The 20177-nt window shown below is 61.7% G+C and carries 21 protein-coding genes and 2 pseudogenes; 13 read left to right on the top strand and 10 right to left on the bottom strand.

Annotation, left to right across the window (positions count from 1 at the left end; genetic code table 11):
* Positions 1-134 precede the first annotated feature (134 nt).
* Positions 135-998 carry an alpha/beta hydrolase gene (locus tag CDOO_RS01010; RefSeq protein ID WP_051064105.1) on the top strand — a complete coding sequence of 288 codons (864 nt, stop codon included), beginning with the start codon at positions 135-137 and terminating at the stop codon, positions 996-998.
* Between the two features lie 274 nt (positions 999-1272).
* On the opposite strand, the gene CDOO_RS01005 is transcribed toward CDOO_RS01010, so the two are convergent.
* A protein-coding gene (locus CDOO_RS01005; protein ID WP_156111861.1) for an IS3 family transposase occupies positions 1273-2477 on the bottom strand; the annotation gives its coding sequence in 2 pieces (ribosomal slippage) (positions 1273-2183 and positions 2183-2477; 1206 coding nt in all).
* On the opposite strand from CDOO_RS01005, the gene CDOO_RS00995 reads away from it, so the two are divergent.
* The 3 genes from CDOO_RS00995 to CDOO_RS00985 all read left to right on the top strand — a co-directional run bounded on the left by CDOO_RS00995 (position 2476) and on the right by CDOO_RS00985 (position 4842).
* On the top strand, positions 2476-2706 hold the full coding sequence (locus tag CDOO_RS00995; protein ID WP_038573168.1) for a hypothetical protein: 231 nt from the start codon (positions 2476-2478) through the stop codon (positions 2704-2706). The genes CDOO_RS01005 and CDOO_RS00995 overlap by 2 nt on opposite strands.
* 8 nt (positions 2707-2714) lie before the next feature.
* Positions 2715-3425, top strand: coding sequence for an IS6-like element ISCef5 family transposase (locus CDOO_RS00990; RefSeq protein ID WP_038573166.1), 711 nt, complete (start codon positions 2715-2717; stop codon positions 3423-3425).
* An 880-nt stretch (positions 3426-4305) separates the two neighbouring features.
* Positions 4306-4842, top strand: a complete 537-nt coding sequence (locus CDOO_RS00985; protein WP_155861407.1) for a hypothetical protein — start codon at positions 4306-4308, stop codon at positions 4840-4842.
* 50 nt (positions 4843-4892) lie between these two features.
* Here the strand turns inward: CDOO_RS00985 and CDOO_RS13800 are convergent, their stop codons facing one another.
* Complete coding sequence (locus CDOO_RS13800; RefSeq protein ID WP_020384704.1) at positions 4893-5060, bottom strand: hypothetical protein; 168 nt, start codon at positions 5058-5060, stop codon at positions 4893-4895.
* Positions 5061-5167: 107 nt separating this feature from the next.
* Between CDOO_RS13800 and CDOO_RS13480 the strand changes: the two genes are divergently transcribed.
* The 4 genes from CDOO_RS13480 to CDOO_RS00970 all read left to right on the top strand — a co-directional run bounded on the left by CDOO_RS13480 (position 5168) and on the right by CDOO_RS00970 (position 8191).
* Positions 5168-5743 carry a helix-turn-helix domain-containing protein gene (locus CDOO_RS13480; protein ID WP_155861408.1) on the top strand — a complete coding sequence of 192 codons (576 nt, stop codon included), beginning with the start codon at positions 5168-5170 and terminating at the stop codon, positions 5741-5743.
* Positions 5744-5976: 233 nt separating this feature from the next.
* Positions 5977-6564 carry a ParA family protein gene (locus CDOO_RS00980; protein ID WP_038573165.1) on the top strand — a complete coding sequence of 196 codons (588 nt, stop codon included), beginning with the start codon at positions 5977-5979 and terminating at the stop codon, positions 6562-6564.
* A gap of 59 nt (positions 6565-6623) precedes the next feature.
* Positions 6624-6791, top strand: a complete 168-nt coding sequence (locus CDOO_RS13475; protein WP_018023048.1) for a toxin-antitoxin system HicB family antitoxin — start codon at positions 6624-6626, stop codon at positions 6789-6791.
* Positions 6792-7207: 416 nt separating this feature from the next.
* On the top strand, positions 7208-8191 hold the full coding sequence (locus tag CDOO_RS00970) for a replication protein RepA (protein WP_018023049.1): 984 nt from the start codon (positions 7208-7210) through the stop codon (positions 8189-8191).
* A 202-nt stretch (positions 8192-8393) separates the two neighbouring features.
* Here CDOO_RS00970 and CDOO_RS00965 read toward each other — a convergent pair whose 3' ends face one another.
* The 4 genes and pseudogenes from CDOO_RS00965 to CDOO_RS00950 all read right to left on the bottom strand — a co-directional run bounded on the left by CDOO_RS00965 (position 8394) and on the right by CDOO_RS00950 (position 11723).
* On the bottom strand, positions 8394-9104 hold the full coding sequence (locus CDOO_RS00965; protein WP_011069225.1) for an IS6-like element IS1628 family transposase: 711 nt from the start codon (positions 9102-9104) through the stop codon (positions 8394-8396).
* Positions 9105-9669: 565 nt separating this feature from the next.
* Positions 9670-10209 carry a chlorite dismutase family protein gene (locus CDOO_RS00960; protein WP_018023089.1) on the bottom strand — a complete coding sequence of 180 codons (540 nt, stop codon included), beginning with the start codon at positions 10207-10209 and terminating at the stop codon, positions 9670-9672.
* Positions 10210-10267: 58 nt separating this feature from the next.
* Positions 10268-10933, bottom strand: a pseudogene (locus CDOO_RS00955) (transposase); the annotation flags it as partial.
* 79 nt (positions 10934-11012) lie between these two features.
* Entirely contained in the window at positions 11013-11723 is a 711-nt protein-coding gene (locus tag CDOO_RS00950; protein ID WP_011069225.1) for an IS6-like element IS1628 family transposase, read from the bottom strand.
* Here CDOO_RS00950 and CDOO_RS00945 point away from each other — a divergent pair.
* Positions 11722-12795: a Rib/alpha-like domain-containing protein gene (locus CDOO_RS00945; RefSeq protein WP_156111860.1), complete on the top strand. Its 1074-nt coding sequence runs from the start codon at positions 11722-11724 to the stop codon at positions 12793-12795. The genes CDOO_RS00950 and CDOO_RS00945 overlap by 2 nt on opposite strands.
* A gap of 194 nt (positions 12796-12989) precedes the next feature.
* Here the strand turns inward: CDOO_RS00945 and CDOO_RS00940 are convergent, their stop codons facing one another.
* From CDOO_RS00940 to CDOO_RS13460, 3 genes are all read right to left on the bottom strand, one after another.
* Positions 12990-13637 (bottom strand): hypothetical protein, encoded by a 648-nt coding sequence (locus CDOO_RS00940; protein ID WP_018023041.1) that lies wholly within the window; start codon positions 13635-13637, stop codon positions 12990-12992.
* A 214-nt stretch (positions 13638-13851) separates the two neighbouring features.
* Positions 13852-14040, bottom strand: coding sequence for a hypothetical protein (locus CDOO_RS13795; protein ID WP_155861405.1), 189 nt, complete (start codon positions 14038-14040; stop codon positions 13852-13854).
* 783 nt (positions 14041-14823) lie between these two features.
* The gene (locus tag CDOO_RS13460) at positions 14824-15063 is read right to left on the bottom strand and encodes a helix-turn-helix domain-containing protein (protein WP_081610413.1); all 240 of its coding nucleotides are present in this window, start codon (positions 15061-15063) and stop codon (positions 14824-14826) included.
* Between the two features lie 195 nt (positions 15064-15258).
* On the opposite strand from CDOO_RS13460, the gene CDOO_RS00935 reads away from it, so the two are divergent.
* On the top strand, positions 15259-15915 hold the full coding sequence (locus tag CDOO_RS00935) for a ParA family protein (RefSeq protein WP_018023039.1): 657 nt from the start codon (positions 15259-15261) through the stop codon (positions 15913-15915).
* A gap of 141 nt (positions 15916-16056) precedes the next feature.
* Here CDOO_RS00935 and CDOO_RS00930 read toward each other — a convergent pair whose 3' ends face one another.
* On the bottom strand, positions 16057-16959 hold the full coding sequence (locus CDOO_RS00930) for an IS982 family transposase (protein WP_018023038.1): 903 nt from the start codon (positions 16957-16959) through the stop codon (positions 16057-16059).
* 143 nt (positions 16960-17102) lie between these two features.
* Between CDOO_RS00930 and CDOO_RS13130 the strand changes: the two genes are divergently transcribed.
* The 3 genes and pseudogenes from CDOO_RS13130 to CDOO_RS00915 all read left to right on the top strand — a co-directional run.
* Positions 17103-18281: a hypothetical protein gene (locus tag CDOO_RS13130; protein ID WP_018023000.1), complete on the top strand. Its 1179-nt coding sequence runs from the start codon at positions 17103-17105 to the stop codon at positions 18279-18281.
* A gap of 282 nt (positions 18282-18563) precedes the next feature.
* Positions 18564-18953, top strand: coding sequence for a hypothetical protein (locus CDOO_RS00920; RefSeq protein WP_018022999.1), 390 nt, complete (start codon positions 18564-18566; stop codon positions 18951-18953).
* Positions 18954-19317: 364 nt separating this feature from the next.
* A pseudogene (locus CDOO_RS00915) lies at positions 19318-20004 on the top strand (transposase); the annotation flags it as partial.
* Positions 20005-20177: the final 173 nt, after the last annotated feature.

Genomic DNA, 20177 nt, shown 5'->3' with positions numbered 1-20177 from the left:
CATCTTGGTTTGTCGCTGCGGATCTATCCTGCCGCCCACCTTACGTCGCGGGGGCGACCACTAGGGTTGAGCGCATGACTCCTCCCCCGAAACTCGAGCAAGGTTCGCCGGACGACGACTACCCGCTCAACGACATGGCCTCCGCCGACTTCAATGTCGGCGGCGTGCGCCGGACTCTGCCGCCGGAGCAGCAGCTGAAACAGCTGGCCAGCTACCTGGATTCGACGTATCCGGTGCCCGATCTCACTCCCCCGTGGGCCGGCGGCGACGGAGACCCGGGCCCGGGTGACCGCTACTCGGCCAAGCTTCCCGACCGCATCACCCACGCCGCCATGCTCATGCTCGGCACCGCGGTCGATCACGCCATGCCCGGAGTCGCCTTCGCCCGCGGCGTCGACACCGAGGAGGTGCCCGGTGGCCTGGTCCTGCGACCGAGCGTATCGACGGGCCGGTGGGCCCTCTCGCTCCACTCCGGTGGCTGGTGGCGCGGCTCCGGCGAGGCGCTCGACTATCAGTGGCGCCCCGAAGTCGCGGCCGCGGCGGAACTCTCCGGCACGACCATCCTCGACCTCGACTATCCGCTGCTGCCCGGTGCCTCGCTCGCCGAGGTGAACGCTGAGGTCACCCGCGCGCTCGACTGGATCCGCACTCAGGGCGCCTCCTCCGTCACCGCCTGGGGCTACTCCTCCGGCGCCGCGCTGGCGGCGATGCAGGCCTCGCGCGTCGACGCCCTGGTGCTCACCTTCCCCGACCTCGACTCGGTGGCGCGCCTGCCCGAATCACTGTCGGACGGGATGCAGGTTCCGGCCGCCGACGAATGGCCCAGGTCACTGGTGCAGGTCGCGCTTCGCGACGAGGTGGCTGCCAGGCCGTCGATAAGCGGCGACGCAGCGGTGAAGGAGTACGTCTCCACCCACCGTATCTCGACGCCCGAGGTCGCGCGCCAGCGGATTCGGGACGTGGCGGAGTTCCTGGGGTCGGTGGGTCCTCTCTTCTAGTCCCATAGTGAACTCTGGTTTCTAACCCATCGCCCCAGTTTTCGTGTTTACTTTCAATATGAAAAAACTTGTAGCCGCGGTAGCCCTAACCGCGACGATGCTCATCACGGGATGCAGTGGGCAAAATGCCGGCCCTGAATCATCGGATAACCGTGAATCGGATTCAATCGATCTGACTGGCGTCTGGGCGGAAACAGAGCGAAACAGCACCTGGATGGAAGCTGGTGTCGTCGACGACGGGGGTGTCCCCCTTTGAGTGGACACGCAGGATTGATCAAGCAGCGGGTGCCACGGTAACAGCCGCGGCGCGGTGTTCGAAAGCTCTCGGCGATAAGTAACTGATCCCGGAGTGCCGACGACGTGTGTTGTACCTCGTGATCCACCGGAACACCTCCCGTCGACACTGAACCGGCGACGCCCAACCACCAGAACCTTGCAGCGTCTCCCTCTTCAGCGAGGCGTTGAACGACTCAGCCATCGCGTTATCCGCACTCGATCCGATCCGGCCCATCGACTGGCGGATCCCCAGCCTCCGGCACGTGGTCTGGAACGCTGAGGAGATATAGACGCTGCCGTGGTCCGAGTGAAATATTGCCCCGTCCAGGGAGCCTCTCGTGCGTGCCGCGTCCTCAATCGCGTCCTGGACGAGACTGGTACGCATGTGGTCCGCAAGCGAGTAGCCGACCAGACGCCTGGAACAGACGTCGATGACCGTGGCCAGGTACATGAATTCTCCTTTCCCGCAGGGCAAGTAGGTGATGTCGCCGATATAGAGCTGGTTGCAGTCCTCGGCGGTGAAGTCTCGGCCGACGAGGTCGTCGAAGACCCTCGCGTCCTGGTCCGGGATGGTGGTGCGTTTCTTCTTGCGCAGGTTCACCCCGGCGATCTGGTGCTGGCGCATGAGACGTTCGATGCGTTTGTGGTTGACCGGCGTGGGCGCGGTGTCGTTGATTTCGGCGGTCATGCGGCGCACTCCGATCGTGGCATCGAACTCCTCGTGGTAGTCCCGCATCTGGGCCACCAGCACATCATCGGCGTGCTGGCGCTGCCTGCGGGCAGGCTTGCCGTCCCGCCACTTGTAAAAGCTTGACCGGTTCAGATTAAGGACATGACACAACCGCTTCACCGAGTAGGTGGTGGCGTAGTCGTCAACGAACTGGAAGCGGATCACCAGGTCGTCTCTCCCGCGAAATACTTCGCGGCCTTGCGCAGGATATCGCGCTCGGTGGAAAGCTTCTGGGTCTCCGAGCGCAGGTGCTGGACTTCTTTGCGCAGGCGCAGCAGCTCGTCGGTGGGGTCCTCGGCGGTGCGGCTGGGCTGGACGCCGCGGGCCCTGCGGGCGGCGTAGACCCAGTTCTTCAACGTCGCCCGGCTGATGCCGAGGTCCACGGCGATTGAGGAAAAAGAAGCGCCCTTGGTGTCCTCGTAGAGCCGGACCGCGTCGGCTTTGAACTCATCGGTGTAGGTGTTCTTCGGCATGGTGGTCTCTCGCATTCTCCGGCCCATTCTGGGCCAGGGTCAGCGTGTCCACCAAACAGGGGACGGCCCCCTCACCCCAGGCAACTCGAAGTACCCCGACCTACCCGAACCACCCGTGGTGGACTTCGACTGGGAATACGACGAAGACATCCTCGCCGACTACATCTCCAAAATCGGAACTACGGTGCTGTTGCAAAGTTCGGGCGACAGGAAGACCTGCGTGAAATAATCACAGCCATGGGCATCTTCTCCGGTCGTCATTTCCCCCGTGAAATCATCCTGTGGGCGGTCCGGTGGTACTGCCGCTACGGGCTCAGCTACCGCGATCTGGAAGAAATGATGACCGAACGCGGCGTACCGGTCGATCACAGCACCATCTACCGCTGGGTCCAGAAATATGCTCCTGAGCTGGACAAGCAGACCCGGTGGTACCGACAAGTCCCGGATTGGCAGGCCCGGTCCTGGCGGGTGGACGAGACCTATATCCGGGTCGGGGGAAAGTGGTGCTACCTCTATCGGGCCATCACCGCGGGCGGGCATACCCTGGATTTTTACCTGTCCCCAAAGCGTAACGTCGCCGCAGCGAAGCGTTTCCTGGCCAAGACCCTGAGGTCGAACACGATAACCGGGTCCCCGCGGGTGATCAACACCGATAAAGCACCCTCCCTGGCCAGGGCAATCGCCGAGTTGAAGTCAGAGGGAATCTGTCCGCAGACCGTGGAACACCGGCAGGTGAAATACCTCAATAACGTCATTGAAGGAGATCATGGGCGGCTGAAACGGATCCTCGGACCGAAGGGGGCGTTCAAAAACCGGACCTCGGCGTACCGGACGTTGAAAGGGATGGAAGCGATGCACTCATTACGGAAAGGCCAGGGCGCGGTGTTTGCCTACGGGCAACCGAACCCGGATGCGGTGATCGTCAGCCGGGTGTTCGAGGCTGCCTGAGAACGCCGACCCGCAGCGAGCATCAGAGGATGAAGACTGGGTCGTCACGGCTCTCCGCCTGAAGTTTGCAACAGCACCAGCTTTCTTATCTAGTTACTCTTTTTAGAGGGTTACTCACGCGCGAAGCCGCTCGAGAGACACCTCGATCCCAGACAAACCCGCCGGGACAGGCCACCAGGCCCACCCTCGCCGCGCAAAAAACGGCCGCGAGGCTCATCCAGCGGCTCCCCTGGCTTCTCCGAAGCGCAACGCCTGGCCGCCGGCGACACATCGGCGCCCTGGCACGCCTTCTCGACGAGACAGGCTTCGCCCATGTGAGCGCAGAAGCAATCACCACTGGCATCGACACCACCCTCGCCGAGCGCGGGTGGGAGCTCCACCCTCCTTCTATCACCCGTCCGCTGGCCTGGCTGCGAGCCGTGCTCACGAATCTGCGATCTACCGCATCAGAGCACACATGTGTAGCTGTGTAGTGCAATAGCGCTGCAATACACAGGCATGAGGACCGACTATCCGCCCAGTGCACTGAGCTGCAGCTTCGTCATCCTTGTAGCGTACGAGTGCCTTCATCGAAGGGGTGCCAGCGGAAACGCATGCACTTTTCCATGCGGGCGAACCACTCAGTTCCCAATCGCCCCGTCGGGACATCAGACTGGCATGGTGCAGCGTATTTGAAGATGATCAATGTGCCCACACAGGATGTACGCCTTGATTACACGCAGGGGCTTTCACCGAATGCATTGATACAGCGTAAGTCGATATAGGAGTTTGAATTCCCCATACTTCGACTTCGTCAGATAATTGTAATTATCTGACGAAGCGCAGGAGCAGTTTCTACCATTCACATGCCGTATGCCTTGATTTAAAAATGCGAGTCAGATTGCAATCAATCTATGTCATTGCGGCTCCGCTTCCCTCCGGCCGGTACCTGTCGCGGGTGGGGAGCAATTACCGTGCGGTGGCCTCGGAGGTGATCGCCGGTGCGTCCGCTTCCCGGCGGAAAAAGCTCAGTCATGATCTGGCTTTGGCTGAGTCTGACGAGGAAGCGACCGTCGTGTTTGCCGCCGCAGTGGCTGAGGCGTGGGGTGTAGAGCCCGATGTGGTCGAATTTCATGAGATTTCGACCACATCGCTCCCGACCTATCGCGATATTGACCTGGTGGGGCATCAGCTTGGCATGACGGGCGCCGAGGTTGTTTCCCTTATCCGCGGGCAGGACCAGGGCTTCTCACCGGAGGATCCAAACGCTGTTTTGCCCAGAGAGTATGCGGCGGCGCTCCGGCTCCGGCTACAGGAGCACGCAGACGCCGCTGCCGAGATTCAGCGGCGGGTCAGCCTGTCGGATGTCTGGCACGATCGCAGCCCCCGCTGGATAGCTGAGGCGATCCGGTCTGCCGTAATAGACCAGCGTCTCTGATAGGAGAAGCTGCAGCTTTCCGCATCGCTGAGCCCAGGGCGAGTCGCTGGTTACTGGGCAAGCGTTGCGATGGCGGCGAAGCCGACGACTGCCAGGGACCAGCGGAAGAGTCCCTTCAGGACTTCCTGGTTCAGTGAATCGGTGTCTTCTCGCTTCATCGAAGCCCAAACATAGCGGAACGCTTCTTCTGTACTCCAAAGGTTGGGGGTGCTGTCCATTCTTAGCTCCTAGAGTTGGGTATTGTTGGCCTTAGTTGGAAACTATCCGATCGTCCCGGGATTTGCAACTATTGCCAACTTGTGAGTTGTTGGGCTAGGCTGGGTGCGTGAGCCTGATAAATGACAACCTCCCCCCGAGGGAACCGCATGAAGCGCCGGAGCATATCGACATGCTCGTTGGCCCGGGCCAAACTGTCGACAACCGCAGATTTGGCGCATTACTGGCACGCCTACGCGAGGATGCGGGACTATCCCGATCGGACGCATCGGCAGAGCTCGGCCTGTCCTCGGAGTATTTGCGTCTCATAGAAAACGGCAAGCGCACACCTGCCCTCGGGAACATGCGCAATTTTCTCGATGTGTACCAAGCCCGGGGGGTGGTGCGGTCCCTTCAGCCCGGGGGTGACCGGCCGGATTTACTCATCTTTCCCCCGGACGAAATGGATCCGACGATCGTCGAGTTCACTAGCCGCATACGTGAAGCACGGGGCAGCTCTTCTAGAGCTTCACGGCGAAGGGGTCTTCCGAAGGGGATCGGGCGTGACCGCTTCCCTGCAGACCATGCAGAAGAGTTGGGGCAGGTGGTCTCTTTGTTGACACTTGTTGATCGCCAAACGCTCGCGAAGGTTCGAGATTTTCTTCAATCCGCGGCCGATGGCGATGTCGACCCTCTGATCGAATAGGGCACTTTTGGTGGCGCATGAGGGGTCCGGCAGGGATGGTTCCCCCGTTCCGTGCCGTCACCCCACCCGCATGTCCGCGCTTGGCACCCAGGGCCTGACCCTCCCCGCAGGCGCACGCGGAGGCCGGGGCTGCATAAAGCTTCTCACTGGCAGGATCATCACCCCAGCAGTATCGATGCATGTAAAGTATGATTGAGATACATCATGATGCATCCATCGCGGAAGGTTGATCCATGATCATCGGAGTAGTGAACGGCAAGGGGGGAGTCGGGAAAACGACCACCTCGATCTATCTGGGGCAAGCGTTCAGCAACCTTGGTTACGACGTCACGGTAATTGACCTTGACCTCCAGGGCTCAGCCTCCGACTGGGCCGACCGTGCTGAAGCATCAGGCACTCCCCTGCCGTTCCCTGTCGACGTTTCCAACCTGAAGCGACTCCCCCGCCTCGTGGCGGGAATCGACAAGGACGCCATCGTCATCCTCGATACCCCACCGGGTGATGCTCGATCCATTGACGCCGCCATCGAAGTGTCGGACTTCGTGATTGTCCCCACCCAGGCGTCCGGCATTGAGGTTGCTCGAGTCTGGGAGACACTCCCCTCGCTGAGCGGTATCCCCTTCGGTGTCCTCATCACCGCCGCCCGCTTGGGGACCAGGAACCTGGATGATGTGCGGGAGGTTTTCAAGGACCAAGAGATTCCTTTGTTCGATGGCTGCATCCCGATGAGAGAAAGCATCCGTGATGCATTCGGAACATCCCCGGCCAAGACCGAAGGCTACGAAAGTGTGGCGAAGGAGATCCTGGAGGCATTGCAGTGACCAGTAAGAAGTCGAAGTTTCAGCCGCCGGCAGCGGCGAAGGCAGCTCCGCGACGGAGTATGACGGAAGCTTTTGTGGAGCCGGAGGAGCCTGTCACCATGTTCACGCTGCGGATGAACTCGGAGCTGCACCGTCAGCTGAAAGTTCAGGCGGCGAATGAAGGGCGCTCCATGAAGGAGATTCTGGAGGAGCTTTTGCGAGGCTACCTCGACAAGAAGGGCGCCTAGCCTGGCCCTTCGCCAGACCGAGAAGCCTGTCACGGTAGACAGCACTACATTTAGATGTATATGCACCATGATGTATCTACACAATGATGCAATGCTGTCACGTGAGGCGTCTGCGATGTCCTTGGCGTGGTCCGGGGCGGAAGGCTGGTGCACGAGGGCTCGGCTGTCCGGCGGGTGGGTGGGGTCGGTGATCGGGTCTCCATCGGAAGATCAGATTTGCGGTGGGGTTGACGTGCGTGAGGGGCAAGCAATATTGATATACATCGTGATGTATATGTATCATTTTTGGCTGGTCACCTTTTCCCGGGCTGGCGTGCACAGTCGGCTGATACCGTACAAAAAAGAGGGCCGGCAGCTGCGCTCACAGCTCCGACCCAAAACCCTGTTCTGCCAGCAAAGCAAACGAAGAGGATTTCATGACACATGATAGCCCTGTCCCACGGGGCGGCAACACTCGTCCCACGGCGAGGGAGGAGCTCGAGGCTCGCCTCGAGGAAATCGAAGCCGCCAACCAGCTCCTGGACCCCTACGCGTTCTCGTCCAGGACCCTGATTCAGACGACGTTCCCTCACAGCTCCAGAGCAGGGGACAAGCTGGTGCTGAAAAACGGCGCGGTGACAGTCACCATGATCTCGCCCAACGGCTTGCCGTATGGGGTGTATCCGCGGTTGATCATGTGCTGGCTGACCCGCGAAGCACTGCGGCGCCGCGACCTACCGGAGGATGAGGCGAGGACCATCCCGCTGGGGAGTTCGCTGGCGGATTTCATGCGCGACGTCGGCATCATGGGCCGGTCCGGGGGAAAAACCGGCAACATCACTAGCCTGCGCAAGCAGCTGCGCTCCCTGTTCACCACGATGATCACCGTCGAGGTGACCAATCATGAGAACCGCGACAAGCGCCAGATTGTGTTCGACCAGATGCAGAACACCCTGATCGCGGAGTCGTCGATGCTGTGGTGGGATACCAAGAACCCGGAGCAGCTGAGCATCCAGGACTCTTCCGTGACGCTGACTGCGGGGTTCTACCGGGAGTTGACGTGCTCGGCGGTGCCGCTGGATGTGTCGATTTTGCGGGAGATCCGGCGTTCGCCGATGGCCATCGACCTGTACTGCTGGATGACCTACCGGGCCAGTTACCAGCGGGGGATCACTGTGGTGACGTGGGATCAGCTGCAACGGCAGTTCGGTGCCAGCTATCAGGGGACTGCCCGGGGCAGGCGTGACTTCAAGCGGCGGCTCCTGGAAGCACTTGAGAAGGTGGTGGCCGCGTGGCCGGAGGCGGCTGTGGATGTGACCGAGAACGGGTTGATGCTGCGACCTGGTGCCCCGTCTGTCCCGCGGAGGGTGCATCAGGAGATCGCCAAGAGGTATGCCACGGACGCGGAAAATCGCTTCTAGCTGCAGGTATCCATTCCTGTAGCCCTGTAGCCCTGTAGCCCTGTAGCCACGTAGCCACGGAAATGTACAACTCAGCACCGTCTCGGGGTGCGCATAAACTGACGCGCTTGTGCGCATAAACTGACGGGTGCTGTTGCAACTTGGGGCGGGAGCCAAGAAAGCTCCGTTTTTATTGTGTGATCAACGCTATGTGCCTGTGTTGTCAGGCCGTCTCGAATACCCGGCTAACAATCACTGCATCCGGATTCGGGTGACCATAGGCAAACATCGTGCCCTGCCCCTTCCGCAATGAGTGCATCGCTTCCATCCCTTTCAACGTCCGGTAGGCAGACGTTTGGTTTTTGAATGCTCCTTTCGGCCCCAGGATCCGCTTTAACCGGCCATGATCGCCTTCAATGACGTTGTTGAGGTATTTCACCCGACGATGCTCGACCGTCGATGGACAGACGCCTTCCGCCTTCAGCTCAGAGATTGCCCTGGCGAGTGAGGGGGCCTTGTCGGTGCTGATCACCCGCGGATAGCCTGCCGATTTATTCGACCGCAGCGTCTTCGCCAGGAAACGCTTCGCTGCCGCGACGTTGCGTTTTGGTGAGAGGTAGAAGTCCAGGGTCTGGCCACCTGCGGTGATTGCCCGATAGAGGTAGCACCACTTTCCCCCGACCCGGATATAGGTCTCATCCACCCGCCAGGACCTGGCCTGCCAGTCAGGAACTTGCCGATACCACCGGGTCTTCTTATCCAGCTCAGGAGCATATTTCTGGACCCAGCGGTAGATCGTGGTGTGATCGACCGGCACTCCCCGCTCGGTCATCATCTCTTCGAGGTCGCGATAGCTCACGCCGTAGCGGCAGTACCACCGCACCGCCCACAGGATGATTTCACGAGGGAACTGCCGACCGGAGAAGATGCCCATGGACCTGATTATTCCACGCCGGTCTTCCTACTGCCCCAACTTTGCAACAGCACCTGCCGATCTCGGTCGCTTCCGGCTCATCGCGACGCTGGTTGCCGTCGCGTGCATGTCACTCTCGATTGCCGGGGCACTGCTGCTCCGGCGGAGGTGGCGGCGCCGTCGAGCCCGCCTCATCTTCGCCGTCCCGCCAAGCTGGCCAACGCCGCCGGAGCGGTGGTCACCTCCAGTCGGTTGGAGCCCCAGCTCAGAATTCCCAGAACCGCCGTCGGGCTGGCAGTTCTGGCGTGAACATTGAGCCAGGCGTCAACGCCCCGTCGATTACGGCCCAGTTTTCAGCCGTCGTCGACACGTGGCGAACCGTTCGGGGTCACGCCCGCATCTGCCGCGTTGAGGGCGGGGACGCTCGCCCGCATCTGCCGCTGTAGGGGCGGGGACGCTCGCCCGGTCATGCCGCGATGGGCGTGCGTTCTTGCCCGGTGAGCCATCGTCTACTGAGATAGCCCGTGTGCTCGTGGACCCGCCATGAGCACACTTGTCCTGTCGGCAGAGCCGGGAGCAGGGCGGGTCACCGCGCGAGGCGGATGTCGACATCTCGTTCTACGTAGCCCCACTCGGGGGTCGTGCGGAGTCGGTCTACGAGCTCCTCGAACGCGGGGGCGTCTTGGGGGGCGTACTCGAACCAGGCGAGGAAGTCGAAGGGCTCGCCCAGGTCATGGCCGTGGTAGAGCTGGCGCGCGACTGCCGGCAGGTACTCCAACCCGACCGCGATGTGGTGGGAACTCTCCTCGAGGAGGTCACGGCGTTCGTCCTGAGCGAGCTGCCACCAAGCATCGGACTTGGTGATGGGGATGAGAGCCGCCCGGGTTGCTTCGGGCCGGCCGAGCTGTGGCTGCTTGGCGTCCAGTGCCTCCTGCTCCTCGCGTCGGGTGTAGCGCTTGTAGCTCGTCGTCCCGCGCAGCACCCAGGCCGCCTCGACGTCGCCTGCACGTGACCCGTCGAGCACGGCCAACCGTGAGACCACCGGCAAGGACGGACCAGTCACCGGCTCGATGCGTTCAACCTGCCAGGCGCCCACCCGGCCTCCGGCAAAGACGTTTAGCGGCATGGAAACGACGTTACCGCACCCCTGCGGAATTTGTCAAGGTAGTTGAGGCCGGTGGGTGTTAGGCGGCTAGCTCGATGCCGGTGTTGTCGGCGGGTTGGTTGATCCAGGCCGTCGGTGGGATGGCCAGGATCTTCGGATCGCGGTTGGTGGCGAATCGTTCGGGGTTGCGGGCGCGGGCGGCGGCCAGGACGAGAGCCCGCTCGCCAGCCTTCGCCGCGGCGAGGCCGTAGTGGACGTCAGCGGGGGTGTTCAGTCCGATGCCGGTGTGGTGGTGGTGATGGTTGTAGCCGGCGACGAAGTCGGCCATGAACGACCGGGCGTCAGTCAGGGAGCCGAAGCGTTCGGGGAACACGGGCGCGAACTTCAACGTCTTGAACCACGCTTCGGAGTAGGGGTTGTCGTTGCTCACCCGGGGCCGGCTGTGTGACTTGGTGACCTCCAGGTCCGCCAGGAGCGCCGCGACGGTCTTGGACGTCATGGACGTGCCCCGGTCGGCGTGCACGACCTGCGGGATGCCGTGGACCCCGAAGATCTCCTTCATCATCTCGGCCGCCAGGACGGCGGACTCGGCCGCGTGCACGTGCGCGCCGACGATGTAGCGGGAGTAGATGTCGATCATCACGTAGGCGTCGAAGTAGGTGCCCTTGATGGGCCCGGCGAGCTTGGTGATGTCCCACGAGTAGACCTGCCCGGGGGCGGTGGCGACGAGCTCGGGGATGGTCCGGGCGGTGCTGTTGCAACTTGGGGCGGGAGCCAAGAAAGCTCCGTTTTTATTGTGTGATCAACGCTATGTGCCTGTGTTGTCAGGCCGTCTCGAATACCCGGCTAACAATCACTGCATCCGGATTCGGGTGACCATAGGCAAACATCGTGCCCTGCCCCTTCCGCAATGAGTGCATCGCTTCCATCCCTTTCAACGTCCGGTAGGCAGACGTTTGGTTTTTGAATGCTCCTTTCGGCCCCAGGATCCGCTTTAACCGGCCATGATCGCCTTCAATGACGTTGTTGAGGTATTTCACCCGACGATGCTCGACCGTCGATGGACAGACGCCTTCCGCCTTCAGCTCAGAGATTGCCCTGGCGAGTGAGGGGGCCTTGTCGGTGCTGATCACCCGCGGATAGCCTGCCGATTTATTCGACCGCAGCGTCTTCGCCAGGAAACGCTTCGCTGCCGCGACGTTGCGTTTTGGTGAGAGGTAGAAGTCCAGGGTCTGGCCACCTGCGGTGATTGCCCGATAGAGGTAGCACCACTTTCCCCCGACCCGGATATAGGTCTCATCCACCCGCCAGGACCTGGCCTGCCAGTCAGGAACTTGCCGATACCACCGGGTCTTCTTATCCAGCTCAGGAGCATATTTCTGGACCCAGCGGTAGATCGTGGTGTGATCGACCGGCACTCCCCGCTCGGTCATCATCTCTTCGAGGTCGCGATAGCTCACGCCGTAGCGGCAGTACCACCGCACCGCCCACAGGATGATTTCACGAGGGAACTGCCGACCGGAGAAGATGCCCATGGACCTGATTATTCCACGCCGGTCTTCCTACTGCCCCAACTTTGCAACAGCACCCTCTGAACAGAGTATGGCGGACCAGTATGCGCCTCACTACGTTGAGACAACCCAGCGTGCGGAGACATCTTTCCGGGTTCCCCTTGTGTCGGGCGAACCACTCCCGACCGGGACGAACTTCACTCTTCTCGGGACCAATGCTAGCGGTGGCACAAAAATTGAAGATGGGCTCATCGTTCACATGTGGAGAAACTCAGAGATCTGGGTGCAGAGAAGCAACTACGGCGATGTCTGGACCACCGAAGGCCGGACCACGTCTGTCGAGATTTTGGTTACCTACCCCGATGGATCCTCTGAGATTGTCGAAACGGAGGTGACATTCATCCCCGAAGACAACATGATCTACTCCCCCACGTATCCACATATCGAGGTGGCCGCCGGCGAGTCGCTGGACATAGATGTCGAATCAGCTCAGTCCCTCCCTGAGGGGGTAACCTTCCAGCTGACGAATAGTACAGCCATTGACAATCTGATTGCTGCAGGCTGGGATATTTCCATCCAGCCTTCCGGACAGCTCTCGATCCAAGCTCCCGACGGGGCAGCTGCAAGTTCCTTCAAGATTCTCGTGGTGGCCAGGTATCCGGACGGCACGAGTGATTTGATCGAAATCCCCGTCACCGTCACGGAACCACAGCCTCGCGATAGCGAGCTGTATGAGGTCACCTACGGTGATGTAGCTGTCATTGGTGGGGGATCGGTTACCGCATCGCCCGCCGAGACGGACCTGCCCGCCGGCACCCGGATCACCCTGGGTGACAACACCGCCCTGACTGCTGCCGGCTGGACCCTGAAAGTCACCGCTGACGGGGAGCTGACCGCTACCGCCCCCAACGATGTTGATGGCACCGTCGAGATCGCTCTGACGGTCACCTACCCGGACGGCACCACCGAGCCGGCCACCGCCAAGGTCGCCGCTACCCCGGCACCCCAGGACGATGAGGACGACGAGGACAAGGACGATCAGCCGATTGTCCCCAATCGTCCGAAGACTGGGGGCAGCTCCTTCGGATCTAGCTAACTTCCCTACTGCGGTGGGAGTACCTCGTTAGCTGGTTAGCTGGTGCAGGACGATGTCCGGAGAGATTCTGGCCGACCCTTCACACAAAGCCGTGGGCTGGTGCAGATCAACTCTGGTGCTTAGACATGTGACTACGACTTTTGCACACCATCCGGGTCATTACTCGCGAGGTGGTGTCACCGGCGGCTGGCCAGTTACGCCTTCTTCTTGCTGGTTGTGGTGGTCGTCGCTGCGGATTGCTCTCCGTCCGTGGTTGGGGCAGCGGATTCGGTGGCTTGTGCAGGCTGTGCGGTGGCTTGCTGTTCGTAGACGAAGAGTTTGCCGCGGGCTTCGGCGGCTTCCTCCCGGGCAGTGCTGGCCACCTCCCGCTGATGGGTCACTTCATCGCGTAGCCGGTCAGCCTCTGCGGTTGCTGCGGCGAGTTCGGCCTGCAAGGTGGCGATGGTGGTGGCCTGCTCGGCGGTGGTGGCCTTTTCTTTCTCGAGGTCCTCGGCGATGCGGATGGTCATCTGGCGGGCTTCCTCGGCCTCTTCGGCGGCAGCACTGGCCGCCTGGTTGACGGCATCGTCCTGGGTGGCACGCTCGGTCAGCACGGCCTGGCGGATGATTGCTCGCAGGGCTTCAAAAGCACGCGTCTCATCCTCGGTGGCGGGAGCAGCCACCTCGTCGGTGGCGCCTACCCGTTGGGTACTACGCCACTGACGGACCACGTCCGCGGCCACGCTTTGATCAACCCGGGCTGCCGCCCGGATCCGGGCGACGGTGACCGCCCGGGGTCCTTCAGTGGCCACAAGCTCGGCCAGGGCGCGTTCGGTGCGGGCGCGGGGGCTATCGACAGCCATGGGGACTCCTCGGTAAGGGGTGGGGCAACGTCTCCATAATCATACAATAATAATCAGAAGAATATTCTGATTATTATTATTATTGTGAGGTTGCGGCCATCGCCACCACGAGGGGTGAGGGCCCGGGCCCCTCCGACCAGTTCGGCGGAACGACGGAGAAGTCTGCACTTGACCACGAGTGTGCGGACACCCTCTGTCCGCCGACCGTCCCGTGTCAGGGCGGCAGCCCTGCGACGGCCTCGGCGATGCCGCTCTCCCAGCGGGCCCATCGCCCCAGGTTCGGGTCTGTGTAGGCACCGACGGGTCGGGTGAGGGAGTGCTCGGGCAGATGTTGGGCCCAGCGGTGGGCGATGACCGCGCCGACGCTAAGGGAACTCGCTAGGTTCTGTGGTGGGTCGGTCATAGTATCGCGGTGGCCGAGGCCATAGCGGTAGTGCCGGCGCCCTGCTACGGGATGGCCTCGCGCGGAAAATGGCGACCGGAGAAGGTGCCTCTGGCTGTGATTATTCCACGCTCCTCCGTCGCTACCAGATTAGGCAAAAGCACCCCCATGGGGGTAGTTCTACTTCGTCAGATAATTGGGATTATCTGACGAAATTGCATAACTGCAGGACATTCGGGGGTTTTCCTTGACGGCAGAGGTGGATTCTGGTTATGGTTAGGGGTTAATTTGCTTTGCCTCGCAGGTTTGCGGAGGGGGCAGGTTGCTAGTTAAAGGCGTGGTTAAATCAGCGTGATCCCCGACATGACGAAGGCCTCCCATGCGGGTTGGAGCGTGCTGCCGAGTCCCGTGCCCCGCAGGAAACCTTCTCGTAGTCCACAGATTTTCCACCGCCCCAGACGCATGCCCTGCCAGGTTGCCGGGTCTACATGTCCCCGCCCCCGTCTGGCGCAAAAAGCCGTCGACCTTATTGAACCTAAGCTTGAGCCATTGATGGCGCCGGCCTCGTCAGGGGCGGGCATATCTCGCCCGTAGTGGCCCGCCCTGACTCCAGCAGCCTGGGCGCAGAAACCCCGACTTCCCGACCGTTCGATACACGCTCATATGTTCGATAAAGCGCGAATGTCTCACACCTTAACGGAGAGTGGAGTCTCAGCCAGTGTTGATTGCGGGAGGTGCAAGACCAGGGCGTGAGTCACTACGCGAACACTCTGGTTTCGCCCCGGTTTCTTCCTGGAGGAAACGTCACAGATGGGGCGGGCGTCGCAGGTCGGTCAAGAGCGTGCCGGCATCTGTACCCAGGACGGTGGCCAGGGTGAGGATGTTGAGAAGCGCAATATTGCGTTCTCCGCGTTCCACTGAGCCGATGTAGGTGCGGTGCAGTCCAGCCTCATGTGCCAAAGCCTCCTGAGACAAGCCCGCCTGTCGGCGGGCCGTCCGGAGGCGGTCTCCGAACTCACGGAGAAGATCATCATCACTGGGCACTCACCTAATCTCGTGCCATGATGACTAAAGGTCTACAGACTATAAGTATCATTTGGGGTGAAGATGCTCAGAGCAGGATCCCCGGCACCCGCCACTGCAGGTGGCGAAGATGAACACTCCTGGCCAGTGGGCCCACCGGGCCACACCACCCCCTCCCCGACCCCGCATATCCCATCAGGACAGTTAGGACGCAGCATGATTCTCTCAATTGTCAATATCAAAGGCGGCTCTGCCCGGACCACTACGGCTATGTTCCTGGCCTCCGCCTATATTCGTCTTGGGTACGAGGTCACGGTTGTCGACACCGATTACCAGGAAAGTGCCACCACGTGGGCCGCACGTGTCCGGGATACAGGCCAACCGTTGCTCTTTCCCGTCCACTCCTGCCCTCTCAGCTCTCAGGTGCTGCGCACGGAGCCCGACAAGGTAGAGCAAATCACCCGCTTAGATGCCCCTGGGGCAATGACCATCCTGGATACCCCCTCCGCGACCCCGGAGATTATGCCCGCGATCTCGCAGATCTCTGATTTTGCCCTCGTCCCGTTCGCGACCCCACCCGTGGACTACCAGGCCACCCTCGATACCCTGCGATCCCTGACCATTGCTCATGCGGTGGTGATGACCAGGGTGGACTACAAAAAGCGGGAAGAGGAGCAGATGCGCCAGCGCTTCCATGAAGACGGAGTCCACGTCCTGAAGGCCACGATCCCCTACCGTGAGTGCTACCGGCGTGTGTATGTCCCCACTCCTGCAGAGGGCGTGCGCGACCACCTGGAGCTCGCCGCAGAAATCACGCCTCTGCGGAAGAAGATCAACAAGGAGATGGCCGAGCAGTTGTGGATGAGAGGTTAAAACTTCCAGTCCGCCTGGTGATGGGAATGCCGTCTTGGTCGAATGCGTCGAACCAGCCCTCATCCATGGTGGTCTACAGTCTGACCCTGGATTCCCCGTCTTCTCGGATGGCATGGGCTAGATGAGTGAGTCCGATTGGGTTTAGTGGTCGTAGGCGATGAGTGAGCGTTTGACGGGTGCTCCGATGAGCCAGTTGTGCCAGATTCCGGCTGCGAGGGCGAGGAGCCGTGCGGCGACGCGGGAGTAAACACCAGCGATGGTGCGTCCGCCGTGGTCTTCGAGGGTGAGTTGGCCTTTGAGCGTGTCGAACACGGACTCGACCCATTGTCGGATCCCGCCGAGTTTCCCGAACCTCGGTTTCTCGTCCTTGCGATCGGGACGGATCAGGTGTGCGCCGAGGTCCTCGGTGATGAAGGTTTCGAACTCGCGCCCGGCGAAGCCTTTGTCGCCGATGATGACTTGTCCAGGCTGGATGAGGTGGCGGTCGTGGTCGAGCATCGCTGCCGCGGCTTCGCGTTCACCGATCTTCGGATTCGCGAGTCCCCAGACCACGGGCATCCCGTCCGGTGTGCAGACCAGGTAGAGGCGGAAGCCCCAGAAGAACCGGGAATGTGAGGCACAGTACCCGTAGCCGGCGTCACCGGCAAGGTCGGAGCGTTTCACCGTCTCGCGGGACTTCCCACACGGCAGTGGGGTGGAATCGATCAGCCGGGTGACTTCGTTCCATGACGGGGTATCGCGGGCAAGCTCCGTGATCACCGCGGAAAGCAGCCCGGTGGATTGGCGGACGCGCTTGCCCCACCCGGACTGGCCAGGCAGCGCCGGAAACATGCTCTTCAAGTGGGTGCGGGCGTATCGGATCCATTTCCGGTCAGAGGAGATCCCGAGCAGGTGCTGCGCGACGAGTAGACACAGCAGCTCGACATCGTTCAACGCGGGCTTGCGACCGGGGTGGTGGTCCCGGGTGAAGCCGATCGCGGGCAGGATCCGGTCATCGAGATGGACGTAAAGTGTGATCAGGAGGGTGTTGAGGTCGGTATTCACACATTGGGCTTAACACCCTCTGCCAACGATTAACAGCCTCCACGCCGTTCACAGCCAATCGGACTCACTCATCTAGGCGGTTCACAAGGTCATGGGATGGTGAAAAAGACGATGAGTGATTCGTTGTCTGTACGGGATTACAGATGAAGTCCCGGAGCGTTGCGATTATCGTCGCGGCCATCTTGGTCCCTGTGCTCGCGATCGGTGGGATCGTCTTCGGCCTGCTCGCCATCATCGGCGGGCAGGCCGCTTCGGCGAACGCCGGCGGAGGCGCTTGCACGGTCGGCGATGCGGGCACAGCACTGACGGTAACCACCTCCGGGGGAGACTCCGTCCAGCTTGACGAGAAGCAGCTCGCCAACGCCGCGAAGATCATCACCGTCGGAACCCAGGCGGGCGTCTCTGTCGCCGGTCTGAAGATCGCCCTCATGACTACCCTGCAGGAGTCGAAGCTGCGAATGCTCGCCAACTCCACCGTCCCTGAGTCCCTCGAATTCCCGCATGAGGGTGTCGGCAGCGACCACGATTCCGTCAACTTCTTCCAACAGCGTCCCGGAGGATGGGGAACCGTCGCCGAGCTCATGGATCCCGACTACGCGATACGCGCGTTCTTCGGAGGCCCCAAAGGGCCCAATGGCGGATCTCCTCGAGGGCTGCTCGACATCAAGGACTGGGAGACGCTGCGACCTGGCCAGGCCGCGCAGAAAGTTCAGGTGAGCGGTTACCCCGACGCCTATGACCAATGGGAGGGAGCGGCCGAGACCATCATCAACAGCATGTCCGGGTCGATCGTCTGTGACGGGGGAGGCATCAGCGCCGACGCACAGCAGCTCGCTCAAGGGCTCGTCACAGCGATCGACAGTGGACGTCTCACCGTGTTTGGCTCGCATGAGCAGCAGATCCGCGATATGGCCGCCGGGACAGCCACCGAACAGTGCCAGCTCGACGTCGGAGTGCTGCAGATCATCGTGTTCGCGCTGCAACACTTCGAGACCCTCAAAATCAGTTCACTCAACCGTCGCTGCACGAGCGAGACACCCGGCGCTGGCACCCGCTCGTACCACTGGAAAGGGCAGGCCGTGGACTTCAGCGTCATCGACGGCAACGTCACCACTGGATGGGATGCGAACTCGCTCAAGCTCACCCAGCTACTCGATCCGTACATGCCTGCAGGCCTCGCCGGAGTCGGACAATCCGACTGCCGCGCCGATCACGGTGTGAGTCTGATGCTCTCTAATTTCATCCAGTTCGCGGACGGATGTAACCACCTCCACGTCGAGATCCGGCAGCCCGATACACCCTTGAATTTCCCGCCCTCTTAGCCGTTCGAGAGTCTGGAATTATCCTCGCCGACCCGCGGAATCTGGGGGATTGACAGTGATCTAGGTATCCTGGATCGACCCCTTCGGAAAAAGACGAAACCCGATCGTCAGCTCCGAAATTTCCAGACTCGCCCACAAGGAGGCCGTGCGCGGATGTGCGCCGTTGGCTCGCCTCATAACGTTCCCAAAGCTGGCAAGACCTACTACCTGCCGAAGGGGTTACACGCGCGCCTGAAATCTGCATGGTGGGCGACTCAAGAGCAGCCGACACTCAGCGCGCTGGTGGCTTCTGTCTTCGAGGCAGAGAGCAGTCGCCGCGAACTGGCGTGCAATGCCGGCCGTCCGTTCCCGGCCGCGACCGCAACTCTCGGCCCGCGCGCCCGCGGCGTCGACGGAGAGAGTCACACCTACTACCTTCCGGTCGCCGTCCACGAGCGATTCGTAGCTGCCTGGGCCGGAAGCCGCACTCATACCGATGCTGCCGCATCCGTTTCGGCCCTCGCATCCGAGATCCTTGAGGCGGAAGCCGAGCGCCTCGAGCGCACCTTCAACAACGGTGAATCCTTCCCCCCAGCGCCGGCCGGAGCTCGCGGCGTCGACCCGCAGGCCGCCCGTCGACAGGGCGAAAAGATGGCTGAGCTCTGGCAGAAACGCCGTTCCAAGAAGGAGTAGATCTGCCTGCCCGCAACCCTGTACGCGCCCATCAGATGCGGGGTTTGCGTCGGGTTGGCGTCGACCTGGCGATTCTCGTGTCCGATCTAACGAGACTTGTCAGGAAGCGAAATGCGATTGCCTTGCGATTCCAAAGACGACGCGTTGCGCTCACGTCGCGTTTGTCTCACTTGAGTTGTCAGATTTCACGTCGATCTCTCAGGAGTCGGCAAATCGTCAGATAACGCATCCTCATGCCCTAAGCCTCGATCCACCGATTGGGCTGGGTGCTGAGTGGGCGTTATGACGCAGAAATGCCTCTCTGACCGGGAAGAATAGAGCTTGTCTAAGGTCCTATTCACCCTGCCCGAGAGGCATCTCGTAGATGCAATTCAAGCACGCTCCTGCCGCGGTGTCGGCAGTGTTCGATGATCCGAATCTCGTGTCGACTGCGGGTCTGGTCCCGATGCTCCGGCTCGCGCGCTCCGTGGGGCTCGACGAGCTGACACGGTCCCGGTTGAGCGTCCCGACGGACAAGGGCGCGAACGCCGGCGCGAAGGTGATGGCGCTGGTGGCGGGGATGCTCGCCGGGGCGGACTCGATCGACGACATGAACCTGCTCCGCCACGGCGGCATGGGGCGGCTGTTCGACCGGACATACGCGCCGTCGACGCTGGGATCGTTCCTGCGCGAGTTCCGTTTCGGGCACGTCCGGCAACTGGACGCCGTCGCATCCCGGCTGTTTGCGAACCTCACCTCACGGGCGCCGCTGCTGCAGGCCCAGCCGGGTGAGCCGGTGATGGTGGATCTGGATGACACCATCATCGAGGTCCACGGGTATCAGAAGCAGGGCGCCGGGTTCGGATACTCCGGCGTCCGCGGGCTGAACGCGCTACTGGCCACCGCATCGACGTCGACGTCGGCGCCGGTGATCCTCGCTCAGCGGTTGCGGCAGGGCAAGACCGGGTCTCCGAAGGGCGCCGCCCGGATCGTCGGCGACGCCCTCGCCGTCCTGCGCCGCACCAGCGCCGCGACCGGTGTTCGACCGTTGCTGCGAGCCGACTCCGCGTTCAGCGAGTTGTTCGATTCCGGTCTTCCCGAGGAGGACGAGCAGTGGGCCTGGATCGAGACGCTGCCGGCACAGGCCGGTCCTCGGCCGGTCGTGCTCTTCACCCACAAGCCGGTGTGGGCGTACGCACCCGAGTATCAGAACACGCATCTGACGATCGGGCCGCAGTCCCTTCC

The sequence above is a fragment of the Corynebacterium doosanense CAU 212 = DSM 45436 genome (assembly GCF_000767055.1).
In the GTDB taxonomy this organism is placed as follows: Bacteria; Actinomycetota; Actinomycetes; order Mycobacteriales; family Mycobacteriaceae; genus Corynebacterium; species Corynebacterium doosanense.
The sequence above is the reverse complement of the archived record's forward strand: the minus strand, read 5'-3'. Positions and strand labels throughout refer to the sequence as shown.